Genomic DNA, 24,142 nt, shown 5'->3' on the forward strand with positions numbered 1-24,142 from the left:
TTTTTACCTGTAAGGCATTTCTGTTATGAATTATTTTGACTACGCCATTATCGGCATCTATCTCTTTTTACTTATCTTCATGGGCTATAAACTGCGAGGGCAGTCGAGCAAAAACGACTATTTTCTCGGTGGCCGCAGTGTTGGGTGGAAACCTTTAACACTTTCAGTGATGGCAACTCAGCTCTCTGCCATTAGTTTTGTTTCGGCGCCTGCCTTTGTCGGCATGCGTGAAGGCGGTGGCATGCAATGGTTATCTTACGAACTCGCCGTGCCACTAGCGATGATCCTCATTTTATCGACAGTACTGCCCGTACTTTATCGCTCAGGTGTTGTTAGCATCTACGATTACTTAGAACAACGCTTTGGCCGCTCTTCGCGCTTAATCATTAGTGTTGTTTTTCAATTTAGCCGCGCCTTTGCTACTGGTATCATGATTTACGCAGTATCGCTTATTCTCATTGCAACCATGGGCATAACACTGTGGCAATCTATTGTTATAGTCGGCGTCATTACCGTACTTTACTCGCTGCAAGGTGGCATGAAAGCCGTGGTTTACGGCGATGCCATTCAAATGGTGATTATCGTCTTGGGCACAGTTGCTTGTGCGTATTTTGGACTAAGTTATCTCGGTGGGTTCAACGCGCTGGTTGAAAATGTCGATCATTCGCGCCTACAAGCAATTAACTTTAGCTCCTTTGGTATCGAAGGCGATGGTTTTGGGTTTTTACCAATGGTTTTCGGTGGTATCGTATTGTACGCCTCTTATTACGGCTGTGATCAAACACAGACCCAACGTGCTTTATCGGCCAAAGATACCACTCAGCTAAAGAAAATGATGATGGCCAATGGTTTATTGCGCTTTCCCATTACCCTACTCTATTGTTTCTCAGGCATAGTCATAGGAACATTTGCCTTAACTGACGCCAATTTCTCAGCGCTAATTCCCGACGGCAAGAGCGACATGATGATGCCGGTCTTTATTATCAATTATCTGCCACACGGTATTATCGGCATGCTTATCGTTGCCATATTATCGGCTGCAATGTCGTCACTGAGTTCAACCATTAATTCACTAGCGGCGGTATCTGTAGAAGATTATTGTCGTATCACAGGCAAAGAGCCCGATGATCAAAAATATATGCAGTATGCCAAATACACCTCTGTATTTTGGGGCGCAGTAACGCTGACGTTATCCCTTTACGCTGGTGATATCGCAGCGACAGTTATTGAAGCCATTAACAAAGTCGGCTCCTTGTTCTATGGTCCTATCTTAGCTATTTTCCTATTAGCGGTTTTCGATAAACGCTTATCAGCCAAACAAATTAACATTGGCCTGCTAACTGGCGTAGCGATTAACTTTTACTTGTGGATTGGCGTTAAAGATCTATTTTGGTTCTGGTGGAATTTCATTGGTTTAGTCACCACTGTGATCACTGCCTATGCTGTGCTACTGGTAACTAAAGAGTCTCGCTTGCCTTATTCACCACCAACGGAACTCACCGATAGTGGCGAGGCAATATTAACCCGTAAAGACATTGCTATTTTAGTGGGTTATTTTGGACTCATGTTAGCAATCTGTCTCAGCATTCCGAGCCTATTTAATTAATCAACTTGATCTACTGAGTGCTAAATTTGGCACTCAGTAGTAGATATATAAAAGATGAATAACAAACAATTTCTTCAACAATTATTTCAAGTCGCCGTCGATGCAAGTATGCCAAGCAGTTGCATGCAAGAGTATCTAAAAGATATAGATAACGGTCAGCAAGTTTGTATCATTGGAGCTGGTAAAGCATCGTTTGAAATGGCTAAAGTTGCAGAGCAACATTTTGACAAGCGATGTTTCGGCGCCATTGTTTGTCGCCATGGTTACACCGAGCAAACATCCATTGGCCGTATTGATGTCTTATTTGGCGGCCACCCTATTCCCGATAGCGGCAGCCATCACGCCGCATCTAAGATACTCGAATTAGTTCAGAGTGTTGACGCAAGTATTCCAGTCATAGTGCTAATTTCTGGCGGTGGCTCAGCATTACTATCGAGCCCTATTGACGGAGTGACCTTTGCTCAAAAAATGCAGCTCAATAAGTTTTTACTTGCAAGTGGCGCGTCAATCGATGAAATAAACTGCGTTCGTACTCATTTATCGCGGATCAAGGGCGGTAAACTGGCACAAGCCATCAACGGACGCAGTCATACATTGATTATCTCTGATGTCGTTGGTGACGATCCGCAGGTTATTGCCTCAGGGCCAACAGTAAAAAATCACACCAGCGCGCAACAAGCGTTAGCCATTCTCGCGAAGTACCATTGGCAAGGCGACAGTGCGATTGTTAAAGCACTCGCTGACGCCCCTCAACAGCAAGATTGGGACGACACTCGTCATCAACTGTCAATTATCGCCAACGCTCAGCAGTCAATTGACAAAGCCATTGCAACAATCGACCAATCACAATGGCAAGTTGAAATACTTAATTACAATGAGACCGGGGATGCAACACAAGTCGCTCAGCAACACGCAAAGCTTGCTATTGCAGCGAAAGGACAAGGCAAGGCAACATTACTTCTATCTGGTGGGGAGTTAACAGTTACCTTGTGTGATGAACCAGGTCATGGCGGCCCAAATCAAGAGTATCTCCTTGCCTTGGCAATCGCCCTTAACGGCGAAAGCGGCATTAGCGCTCTGGCTTGTGACACCGACGGTGTCGACGGCTCTTTAGATGTTGCCGGAGCCTTTATCAATGATACAACCTTGGTAAGGGCACAACAGCTGACACTAGATGCTAATCAAACGTTGGCCAGTAATAGTAGCCATCATTTTTTTCAACAGCTTAATGATCTCATTATCACCGGCCCAACCCATACCAATGTCAATGATTTCAGGGTTATAATGATCGAGCCGCAATAATTCTGTTAAATATCAAACAGTATTTATAAAGCCAACAGTCTTTTAATGAGTCAATAATATCACTATGCGAACATCATACAGTTACAAGCTATTATCTCCTTATTTTGTTTTAGGCAAAGGAAACAAGCTATTTCAAGAGCAGGAACGACTCATTAATCGCGAGGCATTTTTTAGCGCCGCAAGCCAACGAGAAATTATTGCTAAAACCAAAATCCCTCAACAAACAATTTCCCGATTAGTTAAATCGTTAATGGAGCGTAACGCGCTCTCGCAATCGAGTAAAAGTCCTTCCGGCTCTCGCGGTCAACCCGGCTTTCTGCTCACTGCAAATAGCGATTTCGCATACAGTATCGGCATTGCAATATTAATGGACGGACTGGCTTTAGCGATTATGGATTACAGTGGCTCAGTCGTTTATAACAATCGCATAAATCTTAGTGATGTTACCGTCGAAAACATGATGAGTCATTTAACGACTATGATGGATAATGCCATCGACCATAGTGACATAAAGCGAGAAAAAATCTTAGGCATCGGCGTTGGTATCTCAGGATATTTCACCGATCAAGACTCGGGCATCAACACCCATAGCAACCTCAATGATTGGGCCTCTGTTAATATCGCCCAACTACTCACCGAGCAATTTAAATTACCCGTGTGGGTTGAAAATGACGCCAAAGCTGCCGCCGCTGGCGAAGGTATTGATGGTGTTGGAAAAACCTTTTCCAATTTCGTTTATTTGTTTATCTCTACAGCCTTTGGCGGTGGGATTATTGCCAAAAACGACATCATGCACGGCACACATGGTAATGCAGGTGAAGTAGGCGACATTTTACCACCTAAGCGCTATATCCATCCAAATCTTGAAAACCTTCGCCAAATTCTCATCGCAAACGACGTTGAAATTTCAACAATCGACGACATGTTAACCAACTTCGATATTCATTGGCCTGGGATAAATGAATGGGTGTATAGAGTTCAAGATGCGCTGAGTTTGGTGGCTACAGCATCAGCAGCCATTTTAGATACTCAAGCGATTGTCATTGGGGGCCATATTCCGCGAGAACTAGCCGAGTTACTCATCAAGAATACCGAAGTTTATACTCAGCACAGACGAGACAGCGCTCGTCTGGTACCTAATTTGATTACTGCGCAATCTCAACATGAGCCAGTATCTATAGGTGCTGCAAGTATTCCAATTAGAGAGCTATGTCTGTAGTCAAATAATCTAACAACGACTTAGCGTCATCGACTACCGCAACAGGGTTAACAGCTAATAAACGTGTTTTATCGTGCGCGCCATAACTAACACCTAGCGCCTTAACATTGGCGTTGTTGGCCATGGTTAAATCAAGGGTTGAGTCACCTACCATGAACACTTGCGACTTATCTACGCCTTGACGAGCAACGATATCTTCAATCATTTGTGGGTGCGGTTTAGACTCAGCTTCATCAGCCGTCATGCTATCGCAGAAGAAATGACCTAATCCCGTTTGCTCGATAAGGCGATTTAAGCCAACTCGTGATTTACCAGTAGCAACGGCAATTTTTATATGGCGTTTGGCGAGTGACTCAAACACGTCCGTAATGCCATTAAATAGCGGACTTGGCTTTTGATCGAGTTCTAAATAAGCCTCTTTATAAAACTGCGCCATGTCATCGATTTGCTGCTGATTGAGCTCACCAAATAACTGGCTTAGCGCTGGTAGCAAGCTTAGACCTATAATGTCTTTAACTTGTGCATCACTCGGCACTGGCAGCCCTTCTCGCTTCGCTGCCATTTGCATAGCATCGACAATCTTGGCCACTGAATCCATCACAGTGCCGTCCCAGTCAAAAATGACCAACTTTAAATCACTACTACTCATTGTCACTTCAACTATTTATGTTTTACGCAAACCAGCGATAGTGTTTTTTAATGCATCGTCAAATGGCGCTTCAAAAAACATGGTTGTTTCTTCATTGGGATGGAAAAAACGCACGCTCGCAGAATGTAAGAACAAGCGATTTAGACCATGCCCTTTCATTGCTTTATCAAAGGCTTTGTCACCGTATTTATCATCACCAGCAATTGGATGCCCCGCATGCAGTGTATGCACACGAATTTGGTGGGTACGACCAGTCACGGGACTTGCTTGCACTAGCGTACAATCTTCAAAGCGTTGCACGATTTTAAACTTGGTGTAGCTTTCCTTGCCTTCTGGATTAACACGTACAATACGCTCGCCTGATGCAAGTGTATTTTTCAGTAGCGGCGCGTTAACCGCCTTGTCTTCTTTACTCCACTGCCCTTTAACCAATGCGAGGTAGTTCTTCTCAACCGTTTTTTCACGCAATTGTTCATGCAGCGAACGCAAGGTACTACGACGTTTAGCAATTAAAATACAGCCTGAGGTATCGCGATCAAGACGATGAACCAGCTCTAACGACTTAGCATCAGGACGCAGTGCGCGCAGCCCTTCGATTAAACCAAACTTCAGGCCACTGCCACCGTGTACAGCAATGCCCGATGGTTTATTCATCACAATCAGGTATTTATCTTCATAGATAATGTGCTGCTCTAACGATGCTACTTTTTCTAACTTAGCGTTCGGAAGCTCTTTTTCTTCTTCCATACGAATTGGCGGAATACGCACAATATCGCCATCGTTTAAACGATAAACAGGCTTAATGCGTTTTTTGTTTACGCGCACTTCACCTTTACGCAAGATGCGATAAACGCGGCTTTTAGGCACACCTTTCAAAAAAGTGACCAAGAAATTGTCGATGCGCTGGCCAGCGTGATTGTCATCAATGGTGACAAATTGCACTTTCGCCGCGACTTGAGATTGTTTTTCATTCATGGTGCGCATTGTACATCAATGCCTTAAAACTCGCCCCATCAAATTTGCCTTTTAGTGCCATTAATCACCTAAATATCTTTGGTCAATAAAATTACTGGTGTTTTATTCCAAAGTATTGGTAGCGATTGGCACAAATTAGTGTGATAATTGGGTGTTCTTGTAGGTTTATTTTGAAAATTTCTCAATTAAAACAGACGAACACTGCACACCAACACTAAGAATAGTGTTGAGAAACAAAGAGCTAAAAACCTTGTTTGCACAAATAACAAAGTTAAAAGCAGTGCAGTGTAAACACCAACAAGAATACAAAAAGTATATTTTGCGATGACATCACCACTGTTGATGACTCGCCTTTAATAGTAAAACCGTTGCTTAAATAGTCAGCCCGTAGGTTTTTACCGGCAAATGTAATCAATCGTCGAGATGACGTGAGTATTATTTAAATAGACAAAGCTTGAGCCGAATAAACAACCGATGCTCAAGATCGTTAATGGCCCAAATCGCGATTAACGGTATGTAAATAAAAAACGACGCTTCGCCGCTTGCCTGCACTAATGGCCAGCTGGAATTATTTAGCTCATCTAGTGACAACACTAGATTTTGAAGATAAAAGATGTGAAACACCGCTTTGTAAAAACACAAAGCCACTATCTTTTTATTAGCTAAATCAAGCACGTGATATCGATGGATAGCGTTTAACAAACCATTGATACAACAGATTAGTCTAACAATTTAATGTGCCTTATCCAGTCGAGAGACTGCATTACAATAGGCTCCGGACACCCACAATTTGATTATTTGGCAACTCACAATGGATGAGCTTCCAAATGAGAAGAATGTTAATCAACGCAACTCAATCTGAAGAGTTGCGCGTCGCCTTGGTCGACGGACAAAACCTTTATGATCTAGACATTGAAAGTCCGGGTCATGAACAAACCAAAGCCAACATCTACAAGGGTAAAATTACCCGCGTAGAGCCAAGTTTAGAAGCAGCTTTCGTCGATTACGGCGTAGAGCGCCACGGCTTCTTGCCCCTCAAAGAAATCTCACGCGAATACTTCCCTGAAGGCTACTCGTTCAAAGGTCGTCCTAGTATTAAGGACGTTATCCAAGAAGGCCAAGAAGTTATCGTACAAATCGATAAAGAAGAGCGCGGCAACAAAGGTGCAGCATTAACAACCTTTATCAGCCTAGCTGGTGGTTACTTGGTATTAATGCCTAATAACCCACGCGCAGGCGGCATCTCTCGTCGTATTGAAGGCGAAGAGCGCAGCCAGTTAAAAGCGGCATTATCGGCACTAACTATGCCAAAAGGCATGGGCGTTATTGTACGTACAGCGGGTGTTGGTAAAGCATCTGAAGAACTACAATACGATTTAGATATCCTAGAGAATCACTGGCGCGCCATTAAAAACGCGGCAGAATCTCGCCCTGCTCCGTTTTTAATTCACCAAGAAAGTAACGTGATTGTACGTGCAATGCGCGACTACTTACGCCGCGATATTGGTGAAATTCTAATCGATCACCCACGCGTATTTGAAAGCGCACGCGAGCACATCAGTGTTGTTCGTCCTGATTACATCAACCGCATCAAGCAATACACGGGTGAAGTACCATTATTTACTCACTATCAAATTGAAACGCAGATCGAATCAGCGTTCCAACGCGAAGTTCGCCTACCATCAGGTGGTTCAATTGTTATCGATCCAACTGAAGCGTTAACCTCTATCGATATTAACTCGGCACGTGCTACCAAAGGCGGCGACATCGAAGAAACAGCGTTTAACACCAACTTAGAAGCATCGGTTGAAATAGCACGTCAGTTACGTTTACGCGACCTTGGTGGTCTGGTAGTTATCGATTACATCGACATGAACTCAACTAAGCACCAACGCGATGTTGAGAACAAACTACGCGATGCATTAAAAGTAGATCGTGCAAAAATCCAGGTTGGTCGTATCTCGCGCTTTGGCTTGATGGAAATGTCGCGCCAGCGCATCCGTCCAAGCCTAGGTGAATCAAGCACCCACATCTGTCCACGCTGTACAGGTCAAGGTACTATCCGTGGCAATGAGTCACTAGCGCTATCAATCTTGCGTTTGATGGAAGAAGAAGCCATCAAAGATTCAACGTCGCAAATCGAAGCACAGGTTCCGGTAAATGTTGCTGCGTACCTACTTAACGAGAAACGTAAAGCAATTCGCGTTATCGAAACTCGTCACAATGTAGACGTTGTTATCGTACCTAACGTTAACCTTGAAACGCCTCATTACGAAGTGATTCGTCATCGCAGCGACGACACAGTCACTGCTGCAACTTACGATCTTGTTAAAGAAGGCGATAACGACGAGCAATACGAGTCTCGTTTACTTAAGTCTTCAATCAGCAAGAACGAGCCTGTATTAAAAGGTATTTCTGCACCAGCAACGCCTGCGCCTGAAGCTAAGGCCCCTGCAGCTGAAGAAAAACGTGCTCCACAACAAAACAAACCTAAGCCGCAACACCGCAAGAAAAAAGAAGAGAAACCTTCTTTATTTGCTCGTATGTTAAAAGCGATTAAAGGTTTATTTGTTGCTGAGGAAGAAGAGAAAGAGCAAACGAAAAAACCAAACAAGTCGCGTAATCGCAACCGCAATCGCAACCGCAATCGCAACCGCAATTCAAATCAGAACAAGCGTCATACTGATGAGAATGACAACCGCGAAAATCGCGATAACCGCAATAAGCGCGATGACAACCGCAATGAATCTGGTGATAGCAAAGAGCGCAAAGATAACCGTCGCAACAAGCAACGTAAACCGCGCAACAACAATGCTAAAAACCAAGAGCACAACAAGCAAAACGACGCACCAGCTGCTGAAGAAAAAGTGGCACAACGTCGTCAACGTCGCAACAACATGCGTAAGAAAGTTCGCACTGGCGCGCCAGTAGAGCAAGAAGAGCAAGTAACAAGCGACGAAGCTATTGCGTCAACTGAGCAAGCCACTTCGACTCAAGCTGTAGAAAGTAAGCCAGTTGAAAAGACAGTTGCTGAAAAAGTTGAAACAAAAGCTGGCGAAGATAAAACGGTTGATGCGAAAGAAACTACATCTGTAGAAGTACCAACTCAAGAAACTAGCACTGATGAAGCACCTGCGACGCAAGAAACGCCAGCAGCTGAAGAGTCTGGCGAGCGTCGTCGTAATCGTCGTTCTCCACGTCACCTGCGCTCATCAGGCCAACGTCGTAATCGCCAAGAGCGCAATACCGACGATGCAGTTGAAGCCCGTTACCCAATTAAGACTAATGAAGAATTAGCGCAAGAATTGGAACAGGAAAAAGCACAAGCCGTTGCAGCCGTTGAAGCAACTATTGCGGAATCAAGTGAACCAGAAACACCTGCTATCGTTGTTGACGCCGCGGTTGAAAAAGTGGAAGAAGCACCAGTTGTTGAAACTGCTGTTGAAGAAACTCCAGTTGCTGAAACTGCCGCTGAAGAAGCACCAGTTGTTGAAGCTGCCGCTGAAGAAGCACCAGTAGTTGAAACTGCCGCTGAAGAAGCACCAGTAGTTGAAACTGCCGTTGAAGAAGCACCAGTAGTTGAAACTGCCGTTGAAGAAACACCAGTAGTTGAAACTGCCGCTGAAGAAACACCTGTTGTTGAAACTGCCGCTGAAGAAGCACCAGCAGTTGAAACTGCCGTTGAAGAAACTCCAGCAGTCGAAGCAGTTTCCGAAGAGAAGCCAGCAGCAGCCAAAGGCGGCCGTGCTAGTGCACCAATGACCAAGCCACCAGCGGCTGAAATCATTGTTAGCGGTATCGAAATTACCGCGATGCCAAACGAAGCTCGTGCAACTTTTGCTAAGAGCGATCGCAACATTAGCACAGTAGGCGCCACCAGCCGCGCCTCAAGTGAAGCAACACTAGCCAAAGCCGAATAAGCTAAGTTAGTAAAGCTACTAAAACGAAAAAAGCAGTGGTGAAAGCCACTGCTTTTTTTATGCCCATAGCACTTATGGTTACCTGATTCCCACTATTCACAATACACAAATAAACTGCATAATAGACTAAGTATTCACTAACAAGACATACTTATTTTTAGCGATGTCGTGAAGGTGTCGTGGTGCTGTCATCAAAGTTTTGCAATTATCTTTTCGATTATGACAAGCAAAGGAACTATATGAAAATTTCATCTAAAAAAATCAAAATGCTAAGAGAAGAAAAAGGTTGGTCTCAAGAACATCTTAGTGAAGCTGCTGGACTTAGTTATCGAACAATACAGCGCATCGAAAAAAGTGGCCAATGCTCTTTAGAGTCTCAAATGGCTGTAGCCTCCGCCCTACTGGTATCACCAATTGAGTTAGCCGATGAATATAGCCAAACTATCGGCAGCGGCAAAATACAATGGGAAGGCATTACAGGCATAGTGATTTGCGCATTACTCGTGACACTGAATCTAGCACTTGGCGGCAGTGTTACTATGGCACTCGATGTACCATCATTAGTCATGGCGATTATTCTGCCACTAGCGCTATCGTTGCTCTCTAATGGTGCAATGCTTACATGGCAGGCCACTAAAATAATAGGCTGGCTATTTTATGAATCTAAGGGAGAAAAAGATGTGCACCACACTATTCCTACATTCAGAAAACTCATCATCTACTCCTATGCTTCTGGCTTAATTGGCGCATTGCTCGCACTACTTAGCTCAGTCAACTTCTACACCGATATGACTCCAATTCAATTTAGCAACTCCATTCAAGTCGCATTACTACCTATTGTTTATAGTGTGTTACTTGCTGAAATTGTGTTTAGACCAATACAGCACAAGATAAGTCGGTTAGTAGTCGCGCAGGCGAGTTAACAGTTGATCTATGGAAATATAAAATAGTGATAGCCGAATAAGCTAAGTTAGTAAAGCTACTAAAACGAAAAAAGCAGTAGTGAGAGCCACTGCTTTTTTTATGTAGGGTTGAATCGAAATATTAACGATTATTCAGCTGAGCTTGAACGCCGTAGCAAGTAATCAAATCACTCTATATTTTTCGTTAATTTAACACCATCGACGACCATAACCCATTTTCCATCAACTTGGTGAGGTACTTCGCTAACATCAAAAGTGGTTGTAAAGAAAGCTAATCCCACTACAAAATCTTCTCCCACAAACTCTGTAAGTGGTGCATCAATTGAAGTACGCACACCATCTTTCACTCGTTGGTACGACACCGTACCGTCAGGTAGTATCAATAAATACATTTCTTTGCTTTGCCACTCTCCAGCATAAGATAACTTGTCCTCTGGAATAGGCTTACTACAAGAGCTAATAGATAATACGATAAAAAGTAATAGTGCTAGTTTTTTCATAATCCCTCAAGATTCTGTTGCATACGGCATAGCCTTAATAAACGATTGGTTACATTAGCTGCAAAAGAAGGTTTATCAAATTTTTGTTATTCGGATTTTTCAGGTTATTCAAGTTTAAATTCGAGAGTGATGTCAAAACAACGTTCTGCGTGCTCAGACGTGTTCCATCGCCACCTTTTCACAGCGCGACGAGCTTCTTTGTCAAACAGCCTTTTGGGTGTTGCATCTGTCACCTTAACGTCTTTATATACGCCAAACTGATCAACATAGGCTCTAAGTTTTACAATTCCATTACGTCTACTACCATGGATAATAGGACAGCGTGGAGCAACGTATTTCACAAGCTCAAAGGGCTCACCAGTACATGACTTCACCAACTCATTTTCAGCTTCATCAACAATGGCTAGGTTTGTTGGGACAAGTAATTCAAGTAACATAGTTATCCCTGCTGTGTAATCCAATCCAACAAACCATCACAGCCCTGCTCTACTAGATCTAATACATCTTCAAATCCCTTATCGTGGGAATAATAAGGATCTGGCACTTCGTGGTTTTCGTTGTCTTTAAACGCGAAATTAAGCAGATAGTGAACTTTGTGGCGTAGATTGGGTGGACAGCGCATCATGACTTCTTCCCAATTATCGTCGTCCATCAACGCGATGATATCGAAGAATTCAAAGTCGTAATCGGCGATAGGACGTGAGGTGATACCGGAAAAGTCGTAACCACGTGCCTCGCCTGCGGCGATAGAGCGTGTATCGGGTGGATTGCCAGCGTGGAGTCCTAATGTGCCCGCTGAATCGATGTGTAAATCAATACCTCGTTCGTCTGCTTTTTTGCGCAGCACCGCCTCAGCGGTTGGCGAACGACATATGTTGCCCATGCATACCATTAAAACTTTCATCCCGACTCCCTAAGTGTTTAGCGTTATTAATCGCTTTAGCTAAATAGAGAATATTCGAATCTTGTTTCGAGCACCAGCTTCTATTTATATTTAAATTCCAATTGTTTAATCTTATCTTTTAGCAAATCGATCTGCTGTGCTTGTTCGGCAACTAGCGATTCAATATCTTCTAAATCAACTTTTCTTGGAATGTGCTGCGGGCAATTAATATCAAAAGCCTTAAGAGAAAAAACTATCACTTGCTCAGCTCTTGCTCGATAAGGTTGTTCGAACTGCATTAGTTTTTGCGTAAGCTCGTCATCACCTTCAATGACTCTAGCTGTTCCCCACAGTTTCACGCGCGTTTGATTGGCATAGTCAATTAGAAATATAAAGGCTTTGTTGTTCTCACTCAGATTTCCTTGTGAAATAAACTGCTTATTACCTTTGTAATCTGCAAACGCTAAGGTCGTGCTATCTAAAACTTTTAGGAATCCCTTGGGACCACCGCGATGCTGAATGTAAGGTTGATTGTCACTATTACTTGTTCCAAAGAACATACTGTGCTGCTGACTAATATAGTTAACGATTTGCGGCGTAAACTTGGTGTCCCAACTGCCATTTTCTTCGACGCGTTGATACATTAGCCTTGAGCCTTTACGCGCTTGGATTGATTTAACAGCTTCGCTAAAAGCAATATCGCTAGAATATTTCATGCATACTCCTAACGTGCAGGCAGTAAACACCGCCTGCAATATTTGATGAAAAGTTATCGACTAAAGCGCTTCAACTTGTGGAAAGTCGATTTGTGTTTCGAACACTTCGTTAACGTAATTAGTTAAGGTGTTTAGTGCTACGTGACCAACAATTTCAAGCAGTTGAGCATCGGTAAAGCCAGCTTGACGTACTGCTAAACGATCTTCTGGCGATACTTGACCACGCTTTTTAACCACTTGCGTAGCAAAGGCAACAGCGGCTGCAATTTGTGGATCGTTTGAACTGCCACGGCGGTTAGCAGCTATTTCTGATTCACTCAGTTTTGCTAAGTTGGTGCCTAAAAAGTGATGTGCTGCTAGACAGTAATTACAGCTATTAAGTTGTGCAACGGCCAAGGCAATGCTTTCACGTGTTTGCGGCGATAATGTGCCATTTGAAAGCGCGCCATTTAGGCCAAGGTAACCTTGTAGTGTTTGCGGGCTGTTACTGATCAAACGAAACATGTTTGGCACACTGCCAAGCATGCTATGAACAGCGCGTAATGATTCTTGTGATGGCTTTGGCGCATCGTTAATAGTGTCTGGTGTATTGATAAATGACATGAAGTTCTCCAACGTAATGATAATTAAAATTCAGTGTTTGTTACGCCATTGACTATATCGATTACGATTAGGGAAATAATTAGCCATTATTTAAATTGTTTATTACAATATTTGAAATAATGAATTAAGGTGACCTGATGGATAAAATCGAGTCGATGCGGATTTTTGTAAAAAGTGCTGACACATTGAGCTTTGTTGAAGCTAGCCGCCAGTTAAATTTATCACCACCAGCCGTAACCCGAGCTATCGCTTTGCTTGAGCATACACTAGGCGCAAAGCTTTTCATTCGCACCACTCGTCATGTGCGCCTAACCGATGTTGGTCGACGTTTTTATCACGATTCAAAACGCATTATTGACGATATCGATCAAGCAGAAGCGCAAGCACGAGGTGTGCACCAAAGCCCGCAAGGCAAGCTATCTGTCACCGCTCCTGTGTTATTTGGTCAGCAGCACATTATGCCCATTGTGACCGACTATCTAACACAGTACCCACAAGTTGATGTTGATACCCATTTTTACGATAGAAATAGTCATTTACTCGAAGAAGGGCTAGATGTCGCAATTAGAATAGGTCATTTGCAAGATTCAAGCATGTACGCCGTCAATGTCGGTCATGTAAAGCGAATAACCTGTGCCTCTCACCACTATTTGTCTCACAATGGCATACCGCAAGAACCGCAAGACTTAATCAATCATGAAATTATTCAAGCGAGCACAGTAGAGTCTAGCGCTACGTGGCATTACGGTGATAATCAACAGGTGAAAGTTACACCGCGCCTGCGATGCAATCAAAATAGCGCGGCATTATCGGCGACATTAGCAGGGTTTGGCATTACGCGTTTAATGTCATATCAGGTCGGTGAACACATTGCGCATGATAGATTAGTTCCTGTATTAGAAGCTTTTGATAACGATGAATTACCAGTTAATGTGGTTTATTTAGAAGGGCGTCATAACAACAGCAAGGTGCGTAGTTTTGTCGAATTGGCGGTGGAGAAATTACGAGAAAACCCTTATATCCACGCATAAAAAAGGCCGCAAATGCGGCCTTAGACAATCAATTTAGTGAAATACTAAATTATAGTTTGTCAGCGTTTTCTGAAAGGTAGCTAGCAACGCCTGCTGGAGATGCGTCCATACCTTTGTCACCTTGGTTCCAACCAGCTGGACATACTTCGCCAACTTCTTGGTGGAATTGTAGTGCGTCAACCATACGGATCATTTCGTCAACGTTACGGCCTAATGGTAGGTCGTTAACTACTTGGTGACGTACTAGACCGTCTTCGTCGATTAGGAAAGAACCACGGAAAGCAACGCCTGCTTCTGGATGCTCAACGTCGTAGTCTTGACAGATAGTGTGCTTAACGTCAGCAACTAGAGTGTAACGAACTGGGCCGATACCACCTTCGTTAACTGGCGTGTTACGCCATGCGTTGTGGCTGAATTGTGAATCGATAGAAACACCGATTACTTCAACGCCGCGCTTTTGGAATTCTTCAAAGCGGTGGTCGAAAGCTAGAAGCTCAGAAGGACATACGAAAGTGAAGTCTAATGGGTAGAAAAATACTACTGCTTTTTTACCTTTGATTGCTTCGCTAAGCGTGAATGAATCAACGATTTCACCATTGCCTAATACTGCTGCTGCTGTGAAGTCCGGTGCAGGACGACCTACTAATACGCTCATGTTTATCTCCGTTTTGTGATGCTCTAAATTGAGCTTTATATCAATTAATTATGACTTTTTTATGGCTGAGAGCCAGCCGCAAAAAAATTATTCTTCGTCTTGGGCAAATTTAGCCGCTGTTTCTTTAAGTAGCGGTTGTAGTTCACCTTGTTGGAACATCTCTAAAATAATGTCACAACCGCCTACTAGCTCGCCTTCAACCCACAGTTGTGGGAACGTTGGCCAGTTGGCATATTTTGGTAATTCAGAACGAATGTCTGGATTTTGTAGAATGTCTACATACGCAAATTTTTCACCACAGCTCATTACCGCTTGTGATGCTTGCGCTGAGAAACCACAGTTTGGCAGCTTTGGTGAACCTTTCATGTATAAGATGATTGGGTTTTCAGAAATTTGCTGTTTAATTTGTTCGATAGTATCCATTGGATTTCCTTTGACGACAACGCTCTTTAAGGCGTAATTTTCACTTGCTATTACAGCCGATTATACCTTGCCGTTAATTAACACTAAACCCCATATTTACTAGGTGTTTAATGGTGATGACACATTGTGAGCAAAGGGTACATTCATTTTTGACCCAAATCAATTTGTTGGGGTATTATAGCGGCGAATAATAATTAAATGTGAGCCTATAATGGGCGTAAAATTATCTCAGGAGAAAAACCATGGCGTTTGAACTACCAGCCTTACCATATGCGATCGACGCATTAGCACCACACATGTCTCAAGAAACTCTAGAGTTTCACCACGGTAAACACCACGCTACTTACGTTACAAAACTAAATGGTTTAGTTGAAGGAACTGATCTAGCAGAAAAATCACTAGAAGAAATCATCAAGACTTCTGAAGGCGGCGTATTTAACAACGCGGCGCAAATCTGGAACCACACGTTCTTCTGGAACAGCCTAAGCCCACAAGGTGGCGGCGAGCCAACTGGCGCAATCGCTGATGCTATCAATGCAAGCTTTGGTTCTTTCGAAGCTTTCCAAGCAGCATTCAACGACAAAGCTGTTAACAACTTCGGTTCAAGCTGGACTTGGTTAGTTAAGAAAGCTGATGGTAGCCTAGACATCGTTAACACTAGCAACGCTGCTACGCCATTAACTGATGACAGCCTAACACCAATCCTAACAGTTGATCTGTGGGAGCACGCTTACTACATCGATTACCGCAACGTTCGTCCTAACTACCTTGGTGGTTTCTGGGCATTAGTTAACTGGGAATTTGCTAACGCTAACTTCGCTGGCTAATTTCTACTTAACCGCATTATTAATGAAAGGTCACTTTTAAGTGGCCTTTTTTATTTTTACAACTATTCTCCTGCCCATACCTTTCTCAATAACCCTTTCTATTTGTATTTTTTTGTTCTAAGTTATGAAATTAAAGCTGGATAGACACTGTCTAATGGATAAAGGTTGTTGCTCTATATTGCTTAAGAAAATCTTTGCCTTCCATCAGATGCTGTCCTAAGCTGAAAGCATGAATCAACTATTTTAATTTCTACATAAGTATTGCTGATATGAATTGTCTTTATCTGGGCTTTATTAATCAGTGACAAAATGCCATTGGACACTGCAATGACAAACTGATTAATAAAGAGACATCGCATTTTAGGAGGTGCCATATGTCGATTTTTAATCACTACAAAGCGCGTTTTGATGCAACCAAGGAAGAAGAGTTTACGTTAGACGAGTTTCTCTCACTGTGTAAGCAAGACAAATCTTGTTATGCATCGGCGGCTGAACGTTTGCTCATGGCCATTGGCGAACCTGAAGTCATCGATACCGCGCAAGATCCTCGCCTGAGCCGCATATTCTCTAATCGCGTTATCAATCGCTACCCCGCTTTCAAAGATTTTCACGGCATGGAAGAAGCCATTGATCAAATCGTTTCTTATCTCAAGCATTCTGCCCAAGGCCTCGAAGAGCGCAAGCAAATTATCTATCTACTAGGCCCCGTTGGCGGCGGTAAATCCTCGATTGCTGAAAAGCTCAAAAGCTTAATGCAGAACATTCCAATTTATCGCCTTAAAGGCTCACCGGTTAACGACCATCCATTGTGCTTATTTGATGCTACAGAAGATGGTGAAATCTTAGAGCGCGAATACGGCATTGCTAAACGTCATCTCAATACCATCATGTCGCCATGGGCGGTTAAACGCCTTCACGAATTCGGCGGTGATATTTCTCAGTTTAAAGTCGTTAAATCTTATCCATCAATTCTCGATCAACTGGCCATTGCTAAAACCGAGCCAGGCGATGAAAACAACCAAGACATTTCCGCTCTTGTGGGCAAAGTCGATATCAGACAATTAGAGCACTTCTCACAAGACGATCCCGATGCCTATTCCTACAGCGGCGCACTGTGCCGTGCTAATCAAGGCTTAATGGAATTTGTCGAAATGTTTAAAGCGCCTATTAAAGTGCTACACCCATTATTAACAGCCACTCAAGAAGGCAATTACAATGGCACTGAAGGCATTTCTGCTATTCCGTTTAACGGCATTATTCTCGCCCACTCCAACGAATCAGAATGGCAGGCATTTAAAGGCAATAAAAATAACGAGGCGTTTTTAGATCGCGTATTCATTGTGCAAGTGCCTTATTGCCTGCGCGTTACCGAAGAAGTGAATATTTACAACAAGCTGCTGGAGCACTCTAAGCTATGCGATGCTCAGTGCGCGCCAGATACCTTAAAAATTCTCGCTCAATTTAGCATCCTCTCTCGTCTTACCAAGCCATCTAACTCGAGTGTGCAATCGAAGATGCGAGTGTATGACGGGGAAACCTTAAAAGACACCGATCCTAGCGCCAAGTCACTACAGGAATATAAAGATACCGCAGGCGTTACCGAAGGCATGAGCGGCCTATCCACCCGCTTTGCGTTTAAAATATTGTCTCGTGTATTTAATTTCGATGATACAGAAATTGCCGCCAACCCAGTCCATCTCTTTTATGTATTGGAGCAACAGATTGAGCGCGAACAATTTAATGACGATATTCGCGAGCAATATCTCGAGCACCTCAAGGGCTATCTCATTCCCAATTACATCGAGTTTATTGGCAAAGAAATCCAAACCGCCTACTTAGAGTCTTATTCTGAATACGGCCAAAACATTTTCGACCGCTATGTCACTTACGCTGATTTCTGGATCCAAGATCAAGAATATCGCGATCCTGAAACAGGTCAGCTATTTGATCGCAACGCCCTTAACGACGAACTAGAAAAAATAGAGAAGCCCGCAGGCATTAGCAACCCGAAAGATTTTAGAAATGAAATCGTCAATTTCGTATTGCGCGCTAAAGCCAATAATTCTGGTAATAATCCGCAATGGACCAGTTATGAAAAACTGCGCGTAGTTATCGAGAAGAAAATGTTCTCTAACACTGAAGACCTACTGCCAGTGATTTCATTTAACAATAAAACCAACGCAGACGATCAGAAGAAGCACGCCGATTTTGTTGAGCGTATGACGCAAAAAGGTTACACCCAAAAACAAGTTCGCTTGCTCACCGAATGGTATTTACGCGTTCGTAAAGCGTCGTAAAAGGAGGCGCCTATGTCTCATTTTATCGACAGACGATTAAACGCTAAGAATAAAAGTTCGGTTAACCGTCAGCGCTTTTTAAATCGCCACAAAGAGCAGATAAAGCGTTCGCTAGACACTGTGATTACCGATCGCAGTGTTACGGACGTTAGCTCAGGGGAAAACATTACCATTCCCAAGCGCGATTTAAGCGAACCAATTTTTCATCACGCCAATGATGGCGAGCGTCAACGCGTGCATCCGGGTAACGACCAATTTCAACAGGGGGATAAAATTGAGCGCCCAAAACAACAAGGCGGTCAAGGCAGTGGTGATGGCGATGCAAGTAACGAAGGTGTTGGTGAAGACGAATTTACCTTCGAAATTTCCCACGACGAGTATTTGGATTTACTATTTGAAGATTTAGCACTTCCTAACCTTGAAGCGAAGCACAACAGCGATGCTCAAGAGTATAAAATCTCTCGTCACGGTTTTTCTGAAGTAGGACTTCCCAACAATATCAATATTGTTCGTTCACTCAAGAAATCAATTGCCCGTCGAATCGCCCTCACCTCATCGAGTAAACGCGAGCTCAAAGTACTTGAAGAGCAGTTAACTGAGTTAGAAGCTGCACCGGGAGAACATTTTAAAGATAAGCAATTGCTATTGGCGCAAATTAGCCAGCTGCGAGAGCGCATCAACCGCGTGCCTTTTATTGATGATTTTGACATTCAGTACAATCATTTTGCCCGCACGCCAGTGCCTAGCTCTAAAGCGGTGATGTTTTGTATTATGGATGTTTCAGGCTCAATGGATCAGGCGACAAAGGATATAGCAAAGCGTTTTTATATTTTGCTCTACTTGTTTTTATCCCGCACCTATCAAACCACAGAGGTGGTTTACATTAGGCACCACACACAGGCCAAAGAAGTCGACGAACACGAGTTTTTCTACTCTCAAGAAACGGGTGGCACAGTGGTATCAAGTGCGCTGCGCTTAATGCATAAAATTCAGCAAGAGCGCTATCCCACATCACAATGGAATGTCTACGGCGCGCAAGCATCTGATGGCGATAATTGGAATGATGACACGCCGCTGTGCAAAGAGATCCTCGAGCGCGATTTACTGCCCAACACGCGTTATTTTAGCTATATCGAAATCACCCAAGGCAATCATCAATCCATGTGGCACGCTTATCAAAAAATTAGCGAGCAATTTCCCGAGTTTGCCCTCAAACATATTAAGGAGCGCGCAGATATCTACCCAGTATTTAGAGAGCTATTTGCCGCATCATAGGTGACATTATGACGAGTGAAACCACTGCAGCGTTAAAAGACTGCGAATGGACTTTTGAGAAACTCGAATACTTCGACGGCATCATCAGCGATGTCGCAGATTCTTTTGGTTTAACGACCTATCCTAATCAAATCGAAATTATTTCTTCCGAACAAATGATGGATGCCTACTCTAGTGTCGGCATGCCCATCGGCTATAACCATTGGAGTTATGGAAAAAAGTTTATTCAAACCCAACAAAACTATCATCGCGGTCAAATGGGCCTTGCCTATGAAATCGTCATTAATTCCAATCCCTGCATTAGCTATTTAATGGAAGAAAATTCCCTCACCATGCAAGCATTAGTAATTGCCCACGCTTGTTATGGTCACAATTCATTTTTCAAAAACAATTACCTATTCACCACATGGACAGATGCCGATTCCATTATTGATTATTTAGTATTCGCGAAAAAGTTCGTCAGTGACTGTGAGGAAAAATATGGTGTAAAGGCAGTGGAAGATACGTTGGATTCTTGTCACGCGTTAATGAATCTTGGTGTCGATCGCTACAAGCGTCCTGCCAAGATATCACTCCACGAAGAGCGCAATCGTCAAGATGAGCGGGAAGCGTTTTTGCAAGCACAGGTCAATGACTTGTGGCGTACCATACCCAAAACTAAAGAAGTCGATGAGCAAAAATCGAAAAAGCGCTTTCCTGAGCAGCCACAAGAAAATCTTTTGTACTTTATTGAAAAAAATGCCCCACTGTTAAAATCGTGGCAACGAGAGCTGGTGCGTATCGTCAGAAAGATTGCCCAATATTTCTACCCGCAACGCCAAACACAGGTAATGAACGAAGGATGGGCGACGTTTTGGCATTACACCATTATTAATACCCTGTTCGACCAAGGTAAAGTCGACGACAGCTTTATGATGGAGTTTTTCCACCACCACACCAATGTCGTATTTCAGCCGCCGTATAACAGCCCATACTATTCAGGCATTAACCCTTATACGCTTGGCTTTTCGATGTTTTGCGACATTAAACGAATTTGCGAAAATCCCACCGACGAAGACAAAGCGTGGTTTCCAGAAATGGCAGGCAGCAATTGGCTAGAAACACTCCATTTTGCTTGTAAAAACTTTAAAGACGAGAGTTTTATTAGTCAGTATTTATCGCCGCATTTAATTCGCGAGCTCAAACTCTTTAATACCCTTGACGATGATAAGAGCAATTACATTGAAATCGACGCTATTCACAACGAACAAGGCTACTTAAAGATTAGAGAAGCATTGTCCCAACAATATAATCTCAGTCACTTAGAGCCGAATGTTCAAGTTTATAAGGTCGATATAACCGGAGATCGCTCAATTACCTTACGTCATTACGCCCATCACAACATTTCTTTAGGGAAAAGCGTTGATGAAATGCTTAAGCATTTATATCGATTATGGGGCTTTGAAGTCATTCTCGAACGAGAAAGTGAAGACGGTGAAGTTAGAGAAATAGCTCGATGCCCTAAGGCACCGAGCGAAGATAAGACGGATTAACGAATTGGCACTACGATGTCAGTAGGCATGCGATCGCGCAGTGACATCCAAAGCTTGGCAGTCTTTAAACCGTAGCGTCGCATTGCGATAACAACTTGATCGTGATCACCAGATTTGGCAATTTTCAAAAGCTCTTCATAGTGATTGTCGGCAAGGCGGCGCGCTTCTTCGAGTTCGAAATACAACTTACCTAAGCGGCTATACATGTCTTTAAATCCATTTAGAATTAGTACGTAAATTGGATTTCCTGAGGCAAACGCCAATTGGTGATGTAGCGAGTAATCGAAATCAGAGTAGGCTTCGGCGTTATCTTCGATATTGCGGTACTGCTCTAAGATCTCAATGCTCTTTTCTTGGGCCGCTTTCATTGCTGCACGAATGTAGATGATCGAAACGTTAGTGCGCGCTGATAAAAGTTGGTCGACTAATTCTGGAATGCCCTCTTGATTTAAGCGAGCCATTGTAACTAAAACGCTTAAACCTGCAGTTTCCCAGTAGTTATTAACCTTGGTTGGTTTGCCGTGTTGAATTTGCAACCAGCCATCGCGAGATAAACGCTGTAGTACTTCACGTAGTGTTGTTCTTGTTACACCAATTAACTCTGAAAGTTCGCGTTCTGCTGGCAAATACGAACCCGGTGGAAAACGTCCAGTCCAAATAGAATCAACTAAATACTCTTCAGCGAATCCGGCTGGGCTTTGCGCCTTATATATCATTTAACACTCAAACCAATTTCAATAAAATTCAAAGAATAATAACAGAGCCATTGTAAATTGATATAGATTTATGTCAGTGAATTGATCTTAGTAGTCCTTTTTCTCGAGATTGCTGGCAATTCAACCAACAGCTTAAGTTTACAAACAGGCCAAGTTAGTGGGCTCTTTATTTTTAGCACAAAAATCTTACCTTTATTTATAGCAAGGTTGCTGTTTTAAACAGTACCTCATCGCTATTGCCCAATTAACAGGCAATCAGTAATAAAAACAACATAAATCTTGTGGATAATTAAGCAGATCACTTGCAAATTGATGCAATGCCTGTAATTAATAGGCGCCATCTTTAGTAATTCTTAGAAACATCTAATATTTAGTCGAATTTTAAAGCGGCTAAATTTCGTCCACAATAATTGCGTTTACACTTCCTATGTGAGGAACTAATGCCAACAATGTCACTTAATCAAGCGTTTATGCGTAACTTTTTGGGGAATTCTCCAAAGTGGTACAAATTAGCAATAATCGCCTTCTTAGTTATTAATCCATTCGTGTTCTTTTTAATCGACCCATTTGTTGCTGGTTGGTTATTGGTCGCTGAATTTATATTCACTTTAGCCATGGCGTTGAAATGTTATCCATTGCAACCCGGCGGACTACTGGCAATTGAAGCCGTAGCCATAGGAATGACCTCGCCCTATAAAGTGTTACACGAACTATCAGTCAATATGGAAGTTATCCTGCTCTTAGTCTTTATGGTAGCTGGCATTTACTTCATGAAAGACTTGCTGCTATTTGTGTTTACCAAGCTAATTACTAAGTTGCGCTCGAAAGTCGTCTTATCGCTATCTTTCTGTGCGGCAGGCGCTATTTTATCGGCATTCTTAGATGCACTAACGGTTATTGCGGTTGTAATCAGTGTTGTTATTGGCTTCTACAGCGTGTACCACAAAGTATCTTCAGGTAAGAAATTTGACCACGATGACCACGACCACACTCATGAAAAAGAATTCCATGAACAGCACCGCGCCGATTTAAAACAATTCCGTGGCTTCTTGCGTAACCTACTAATGCACGCTGGTGTCGGTACTGCGCTTGGTGGTGTAATGACCAAAGTTGGTGAGCCGCAAAACTTAATCATTGCCGACAAAGCCGGTTGGGAATTCGTCGAATTCGCTATTCGCATGTCACCTGTGACTATTCCTGTATTTATCTTCGGTCTTATCACTTGTTTCGTTATCGAGAAAATGGGTTGGTTTAGCTATGGTGTTAAGCTGCCTGAGAATGTACATAAAGTACTATCTGATTTCGCTAAAGATCAAGATGCGCGTCGTACTACTCGCGATAGAGCTAAACTCATTGTCCAAGGTGCAATTGCCGTTTGGTTAGTAGCTGGTCTAGCATTCCACTTAGCTGCTGTAGGCTTAATCGGCCTATCGGTTATCGTTCTAGCCACCGCATTTAACGGTATTACCGAAGAGCACGCCCTAGGTAAAGCCTTCGAAGAAGCATTACCCTTTACTTCGCTATTGGCGGTATTTTTCGCCGTAGTAGCGGTTATTATCGACCAAAACTTATTCTCGCCAGTAATCACTTGGGTACTGAGTTACGATGGTAATATTCAGATGGTGATGTTCTATATCGCCAATGGCCTATTATCTATGGTTAGTGATAACGTATTCGTAGGTACGGTATACATTGAGCAAATAGCCCAAGCGCTAGCCGATGGCCGCATTACTCGCGATCAATTCGATATGTTAGCCGTTGCGATTAACACTGGTACTAACCTACCAAGTGTTGCAACACCAAATGGTCAAGCAGCCTTCTTATTCTTACTAACAAGTGCCCTAGCACCACTAGTACGTTTGAGTTATGGCCGCATGGTATACATGGCGTTACCTTACACCATCGTATTATCAATTGTTGGTTGGATTTGTATTCAGTCTGGTTTCTTAACAGACAGCACTGAAAAGCTCTATGAAAAAGGTTTAATCAACCACCATGAAGCGGTAGTGGCACCTAAAGACGACAAGGGCCATCACTAATAAATTTAGTTCTAGTTAACTAATCCCTTGATTAAAAGCGCATCTTAGATA

Annotated in this window: 21 protein-coding genes; 11 read left to right on the top strand and 10 right to left on the bottom strand. The window is 43.0% G+C overall.

The genetic code is table 11. The features are described 5' to 3' along the window. Window positions 1-25 precede the first annotated feature (25 nt). From MHM98_RS12390 to MHM98_RS12400, 3 genes are all read left to right on the top strand, one after another. A complete protein-coding gene (locus MHM98_RS12390; RefSeq protein ID WP_239439644.1) occupies window positions 26-1,606 on the top strand; it encodes a sodium:solute symporter in 1,581 nt (526 codons plus the stop codon). A 54-nt stretch (window positions 1,607-1,660) separates the two neighbouring features. Further along, complete coding sequence (locus tag MHM98_RS12395) at window positions 1,661-2,908, top strand: glycerate kinase (protein ID WP_239439645.1); 1,248 nt, start codon at window positions 1,661-1,663, stop codon at window positions 2,906-2,908. Between the two features lie 64 nt (window positions 2,909-2,972). Then, window positions 2,973-4,127 carry an ROK family transcriptional regulator gene (locus MHM98_RS12400; RefSeq protein WP_239439646.1) on the top strand — a complete coding sequence of 385 codons (1,155 nt, stop codon included), beginning with the start codon at window positions 2,973-2,975 and terminating at the stop codon, window positions 4,125-4,127. Here MHM98_RS12400 and MHM98_RS12405 read toward each other — a convergent pair. Both MHM98_RS12405 and rluC read right to left on the bottom strand, forming a co-directional pair. Next, window positions 4,108-4,776, bottom strand: a complete 669-nt coding sequence (locus MHM98_RS12405; protein ID WP_239439647.1) for an HAD-IA family hydrolase — start codon at window positions 4,774-4,776, stop codon at window positions 4,108-4,110. The genes MHM98_RS12400 and MHM98_RS12405 overlap by 20 nt on opposite strands. A 15-nt stretch (window positions 4,777-4,791) precedes the next feature. Beyond that, a complete protein-coding gene (rluC, locus tag MHM98_RS12410; protein WP_239439719.1) occupies window positions 4,792-5,751 on the bottom strand; it encodes a 23S rRNA pseudouridine(955/2504/2580) synthase RluC in 960 nt (319 codons plus the stop codon). A gap of 827 nt (window positions 5,752-6,578) precedes the next feature. On the opposite strand from rluC, the gene rne reads away from it, so the two are divergent. Beyond that, window positions 6,579-9,671, top strand: a complete 3,093-nt coding sequence (gene rne, locus MHM98_RS12415) for a ribonuclease E (protein WP_239439648.1) — start codon at window positions 6,579-6,581, stop codon at window positions 9,669-9,671. A gap of 239 nt (window positions 9,672-9,910) precedes the next feature. Continuing rightward, window positions 9,911-10,594, top strand: a complete 684-nt coding sequence (locus tag MHM98_RS12420) for a helix-turn-helix transcriptional regulator (protein WP_239439649.1) — start codon at window positions 9,911-9,913, stop codon at window positions 10,592-10,594. Window positions 10,595-10,761: 167 nt separating this feature from the next. On the opposite strand, the gene MHM98_RS12425 is transcribed toward MHM98_RS12420, so the two are convergent. From MHM98_RS12425 to MHM98_RS12445, 5 genes are all read right to left on the bottom strand, one after another. Further along, window positions 10,762-11,094, bottom strand: coding sequence for a hypothetical protein (locus MHM98_RS12425; protein ID WP_239439650.1), 333 nt, complete (start codon window positions 11,092-11,094; stop codon window positions 10,762-10,764). Between the two features lie 104 nt (window positions 11,095-11,198). Continuing rightward, window positions 11,199-11,531, bottom strand: coding sequence for a TonB family protein (locus MHM98_RS12430; protein ID WP_239439651.1), 333 nt, complete (start codon window positions 11,529-11,531; stop codon window positions 11,199-11,201). Between the two features lie 2 nt (window positions 11,532-11,533). Next, on the bottom strand, window positions 11,534-11,998 hold the full coding sequence (locus tag MHM98_RS12435; RefSeq protein ID WP_239439652.1) for a low molecular weight protein-tyrosine-phosphatase: 465 nt from the start codon (window positions 11,996-11,998) through the stop codon (window positions 11,534-11,536). An 80-nt stretch (window positions 11,999-12,078) separates the two neighbouring features. Further along, a complete protein-coding gene (locus MHM98_RS12440; protein ID WP_239439653.1) occupies window positions 12,079-12,693 on the bottom strand; it encodes a pyridoxamine 5'-phosphate oxidase family protein in 615 nt (204 codons plus the stop codon). 60 nt (window positions 12,694-12,753) lie between these two features. Then, window positions 12,754-13,296 (bottom strand): carboxymuconolactone decarboxylase family protein, encoded by a 543-nt coding sequence (locus MHM98_RS12445; protein ID WP_239439654.1) that lies wholly within the window; start codon window positions 13,294-13,296, stop codon window positions 12,754-12,756. Between the two features lie 137 nt (window positions 13,297-13,433). Here MHM98_RS12445 and MHM98_RS12450 point away from each other — a divergent pair, with 137 nt between their 5' ends. Beyond that, entirely contained in the window at window positions 13,434-14,327 is an 894-nt protein-coding gene (locus MHM98_RS12450) for a LysR family transcriptional regulator (protein ID WP_239439655.1), read from the top strand. Between the two features lie 49 nt (window positions 14,328-14,376). On the opposite strand, the gene MHM98_RS12455 is transcribed toward MHM98_RS12450, so the two are convergent. Next, entirely contained in the window at window positions 14,377-14,982 is a 606-nt protein-coding gene (locus MHM98_RS12455) for a peroxiredoxin C (protein ID WP_239439656.1), read from the bottom strand. 87 nt (window positions 14,983-15,069) lie between these two features. Continuing rightward, the gene (locus MHM98_RS12460) at window positions 15,070-15,405 is read right to left on the bottom strand and encodes a Grx4 family monothiol glutaredoxin (protein ID WP_239439657.1); all 336 of its coding nucleotides are present in this window, start codon (window positions 15,403-15,405) and stop codon (window positions 15,070-15,072) included. A gap of 242 nt (window positions 15,406-15,647) precedes the next feature. Here MHM98_RS12460 and MHM98_RS12465 point away from each other — a divergent pair, with 242 nt between their 5' ends. The 4 genes from MHM98_RS12465 (at window position 15,648) to MHM98_RS12480 (ending at window position 21,336) form a co-directional block, all read left to right on the top strand. Further along, a complete protein-coding gene (locus MHM98_RS12465; protein ID WP_239439658.1) occupies window positions 15,648-16,232 on the top strand; it encodes a Fe-Mn family superoxide dismutase in 585 nt (194 codons plus the stop codon). A gap of 374 nt (window positions 16,233-16,606) precedes the next feature. Beyond that, on the top strand, window positions 16,607-18,529 hold the full coding sequence (locus MHM98_RS12470; protein ID WP_239439659.1) for a PrkA family serine protein kinase: 1,923 nt from the start codon (window positions 16,607-16,609) through the stop codon (window positions 18,527-18,529). 12 nt (window positions 18,530-18,541) lie between these two features. Continuing rightward, complete coding sequence (locus MHM98_RS12475) at window positions 18,542-19,804, top strand: YeaH/YhbH family protein (RefSeq protein WP_239439660.1); 1,263 nt, start codon at window positions 18,542-18,544, stop codon at window positions 19,802-19,804. A gap of 8 nt (window positions 19,805-19,812) precedes the next feature. After that, window positions 19,813-21,336 carry a SpoVR family protein gene (locus MHM98_RS12480; RefSeq protein WP_239439661.1) on the top strand — a complete coding sequence of 508 codons (1,524 nt, stop codon included), beginning with the start codon at window positions 19,813-19,815 and terminating at the stop codon, window positions 21,334-21,336. On the opposite strand, the gene fadR is transcribed toward MHM98_RS12480, so the two are convergent. Next, window positions 21,333-22,052: a fatty acid metabolism transcriptional regulator FadR gene (gene fadR / locus MHM98_RS12485; RefSeq protein WP_239439662.1), complete on the bottom strand. Its 720-nt coding sequence runs from the start codon at window positions 22,050-22,052 to the stop codon at window positions 21,333-21,335. The two genes, MHM98_RS12480 and fadR, sit on opposite strands and share 4 nt — an antisense overlap. A gap of 440 nt (window positions 22,053-22,492) precedes the next feature. Here fadR and nhaB point away from each other — a divergent pair, with 440 nt between their 5' ends. Next, window positions 22,493-24,091: a sodium/proton antiporter NhaB gene (nhaB, locus tag MHM98_RS12490; protein WP_239439663.1), complete on the top strand. Its 1,599-nt coding sequence runs from the start codon at window positions 22,493-22,495 to the stop codon at window positions 24,089-24,091. The last annotated feature ends 51 nt before the right edge of the window (window positions 24,092-24,142 follow it).

The organism is Psychrobium sp. MM17-31, assembly GCF_022347785.1.
Taxonomy (GTDB): Bacteria; Pseudomonadota; Gammaproteobacteria; order Enterobacterales; family Psychrobiaceae; genus Psychrobium.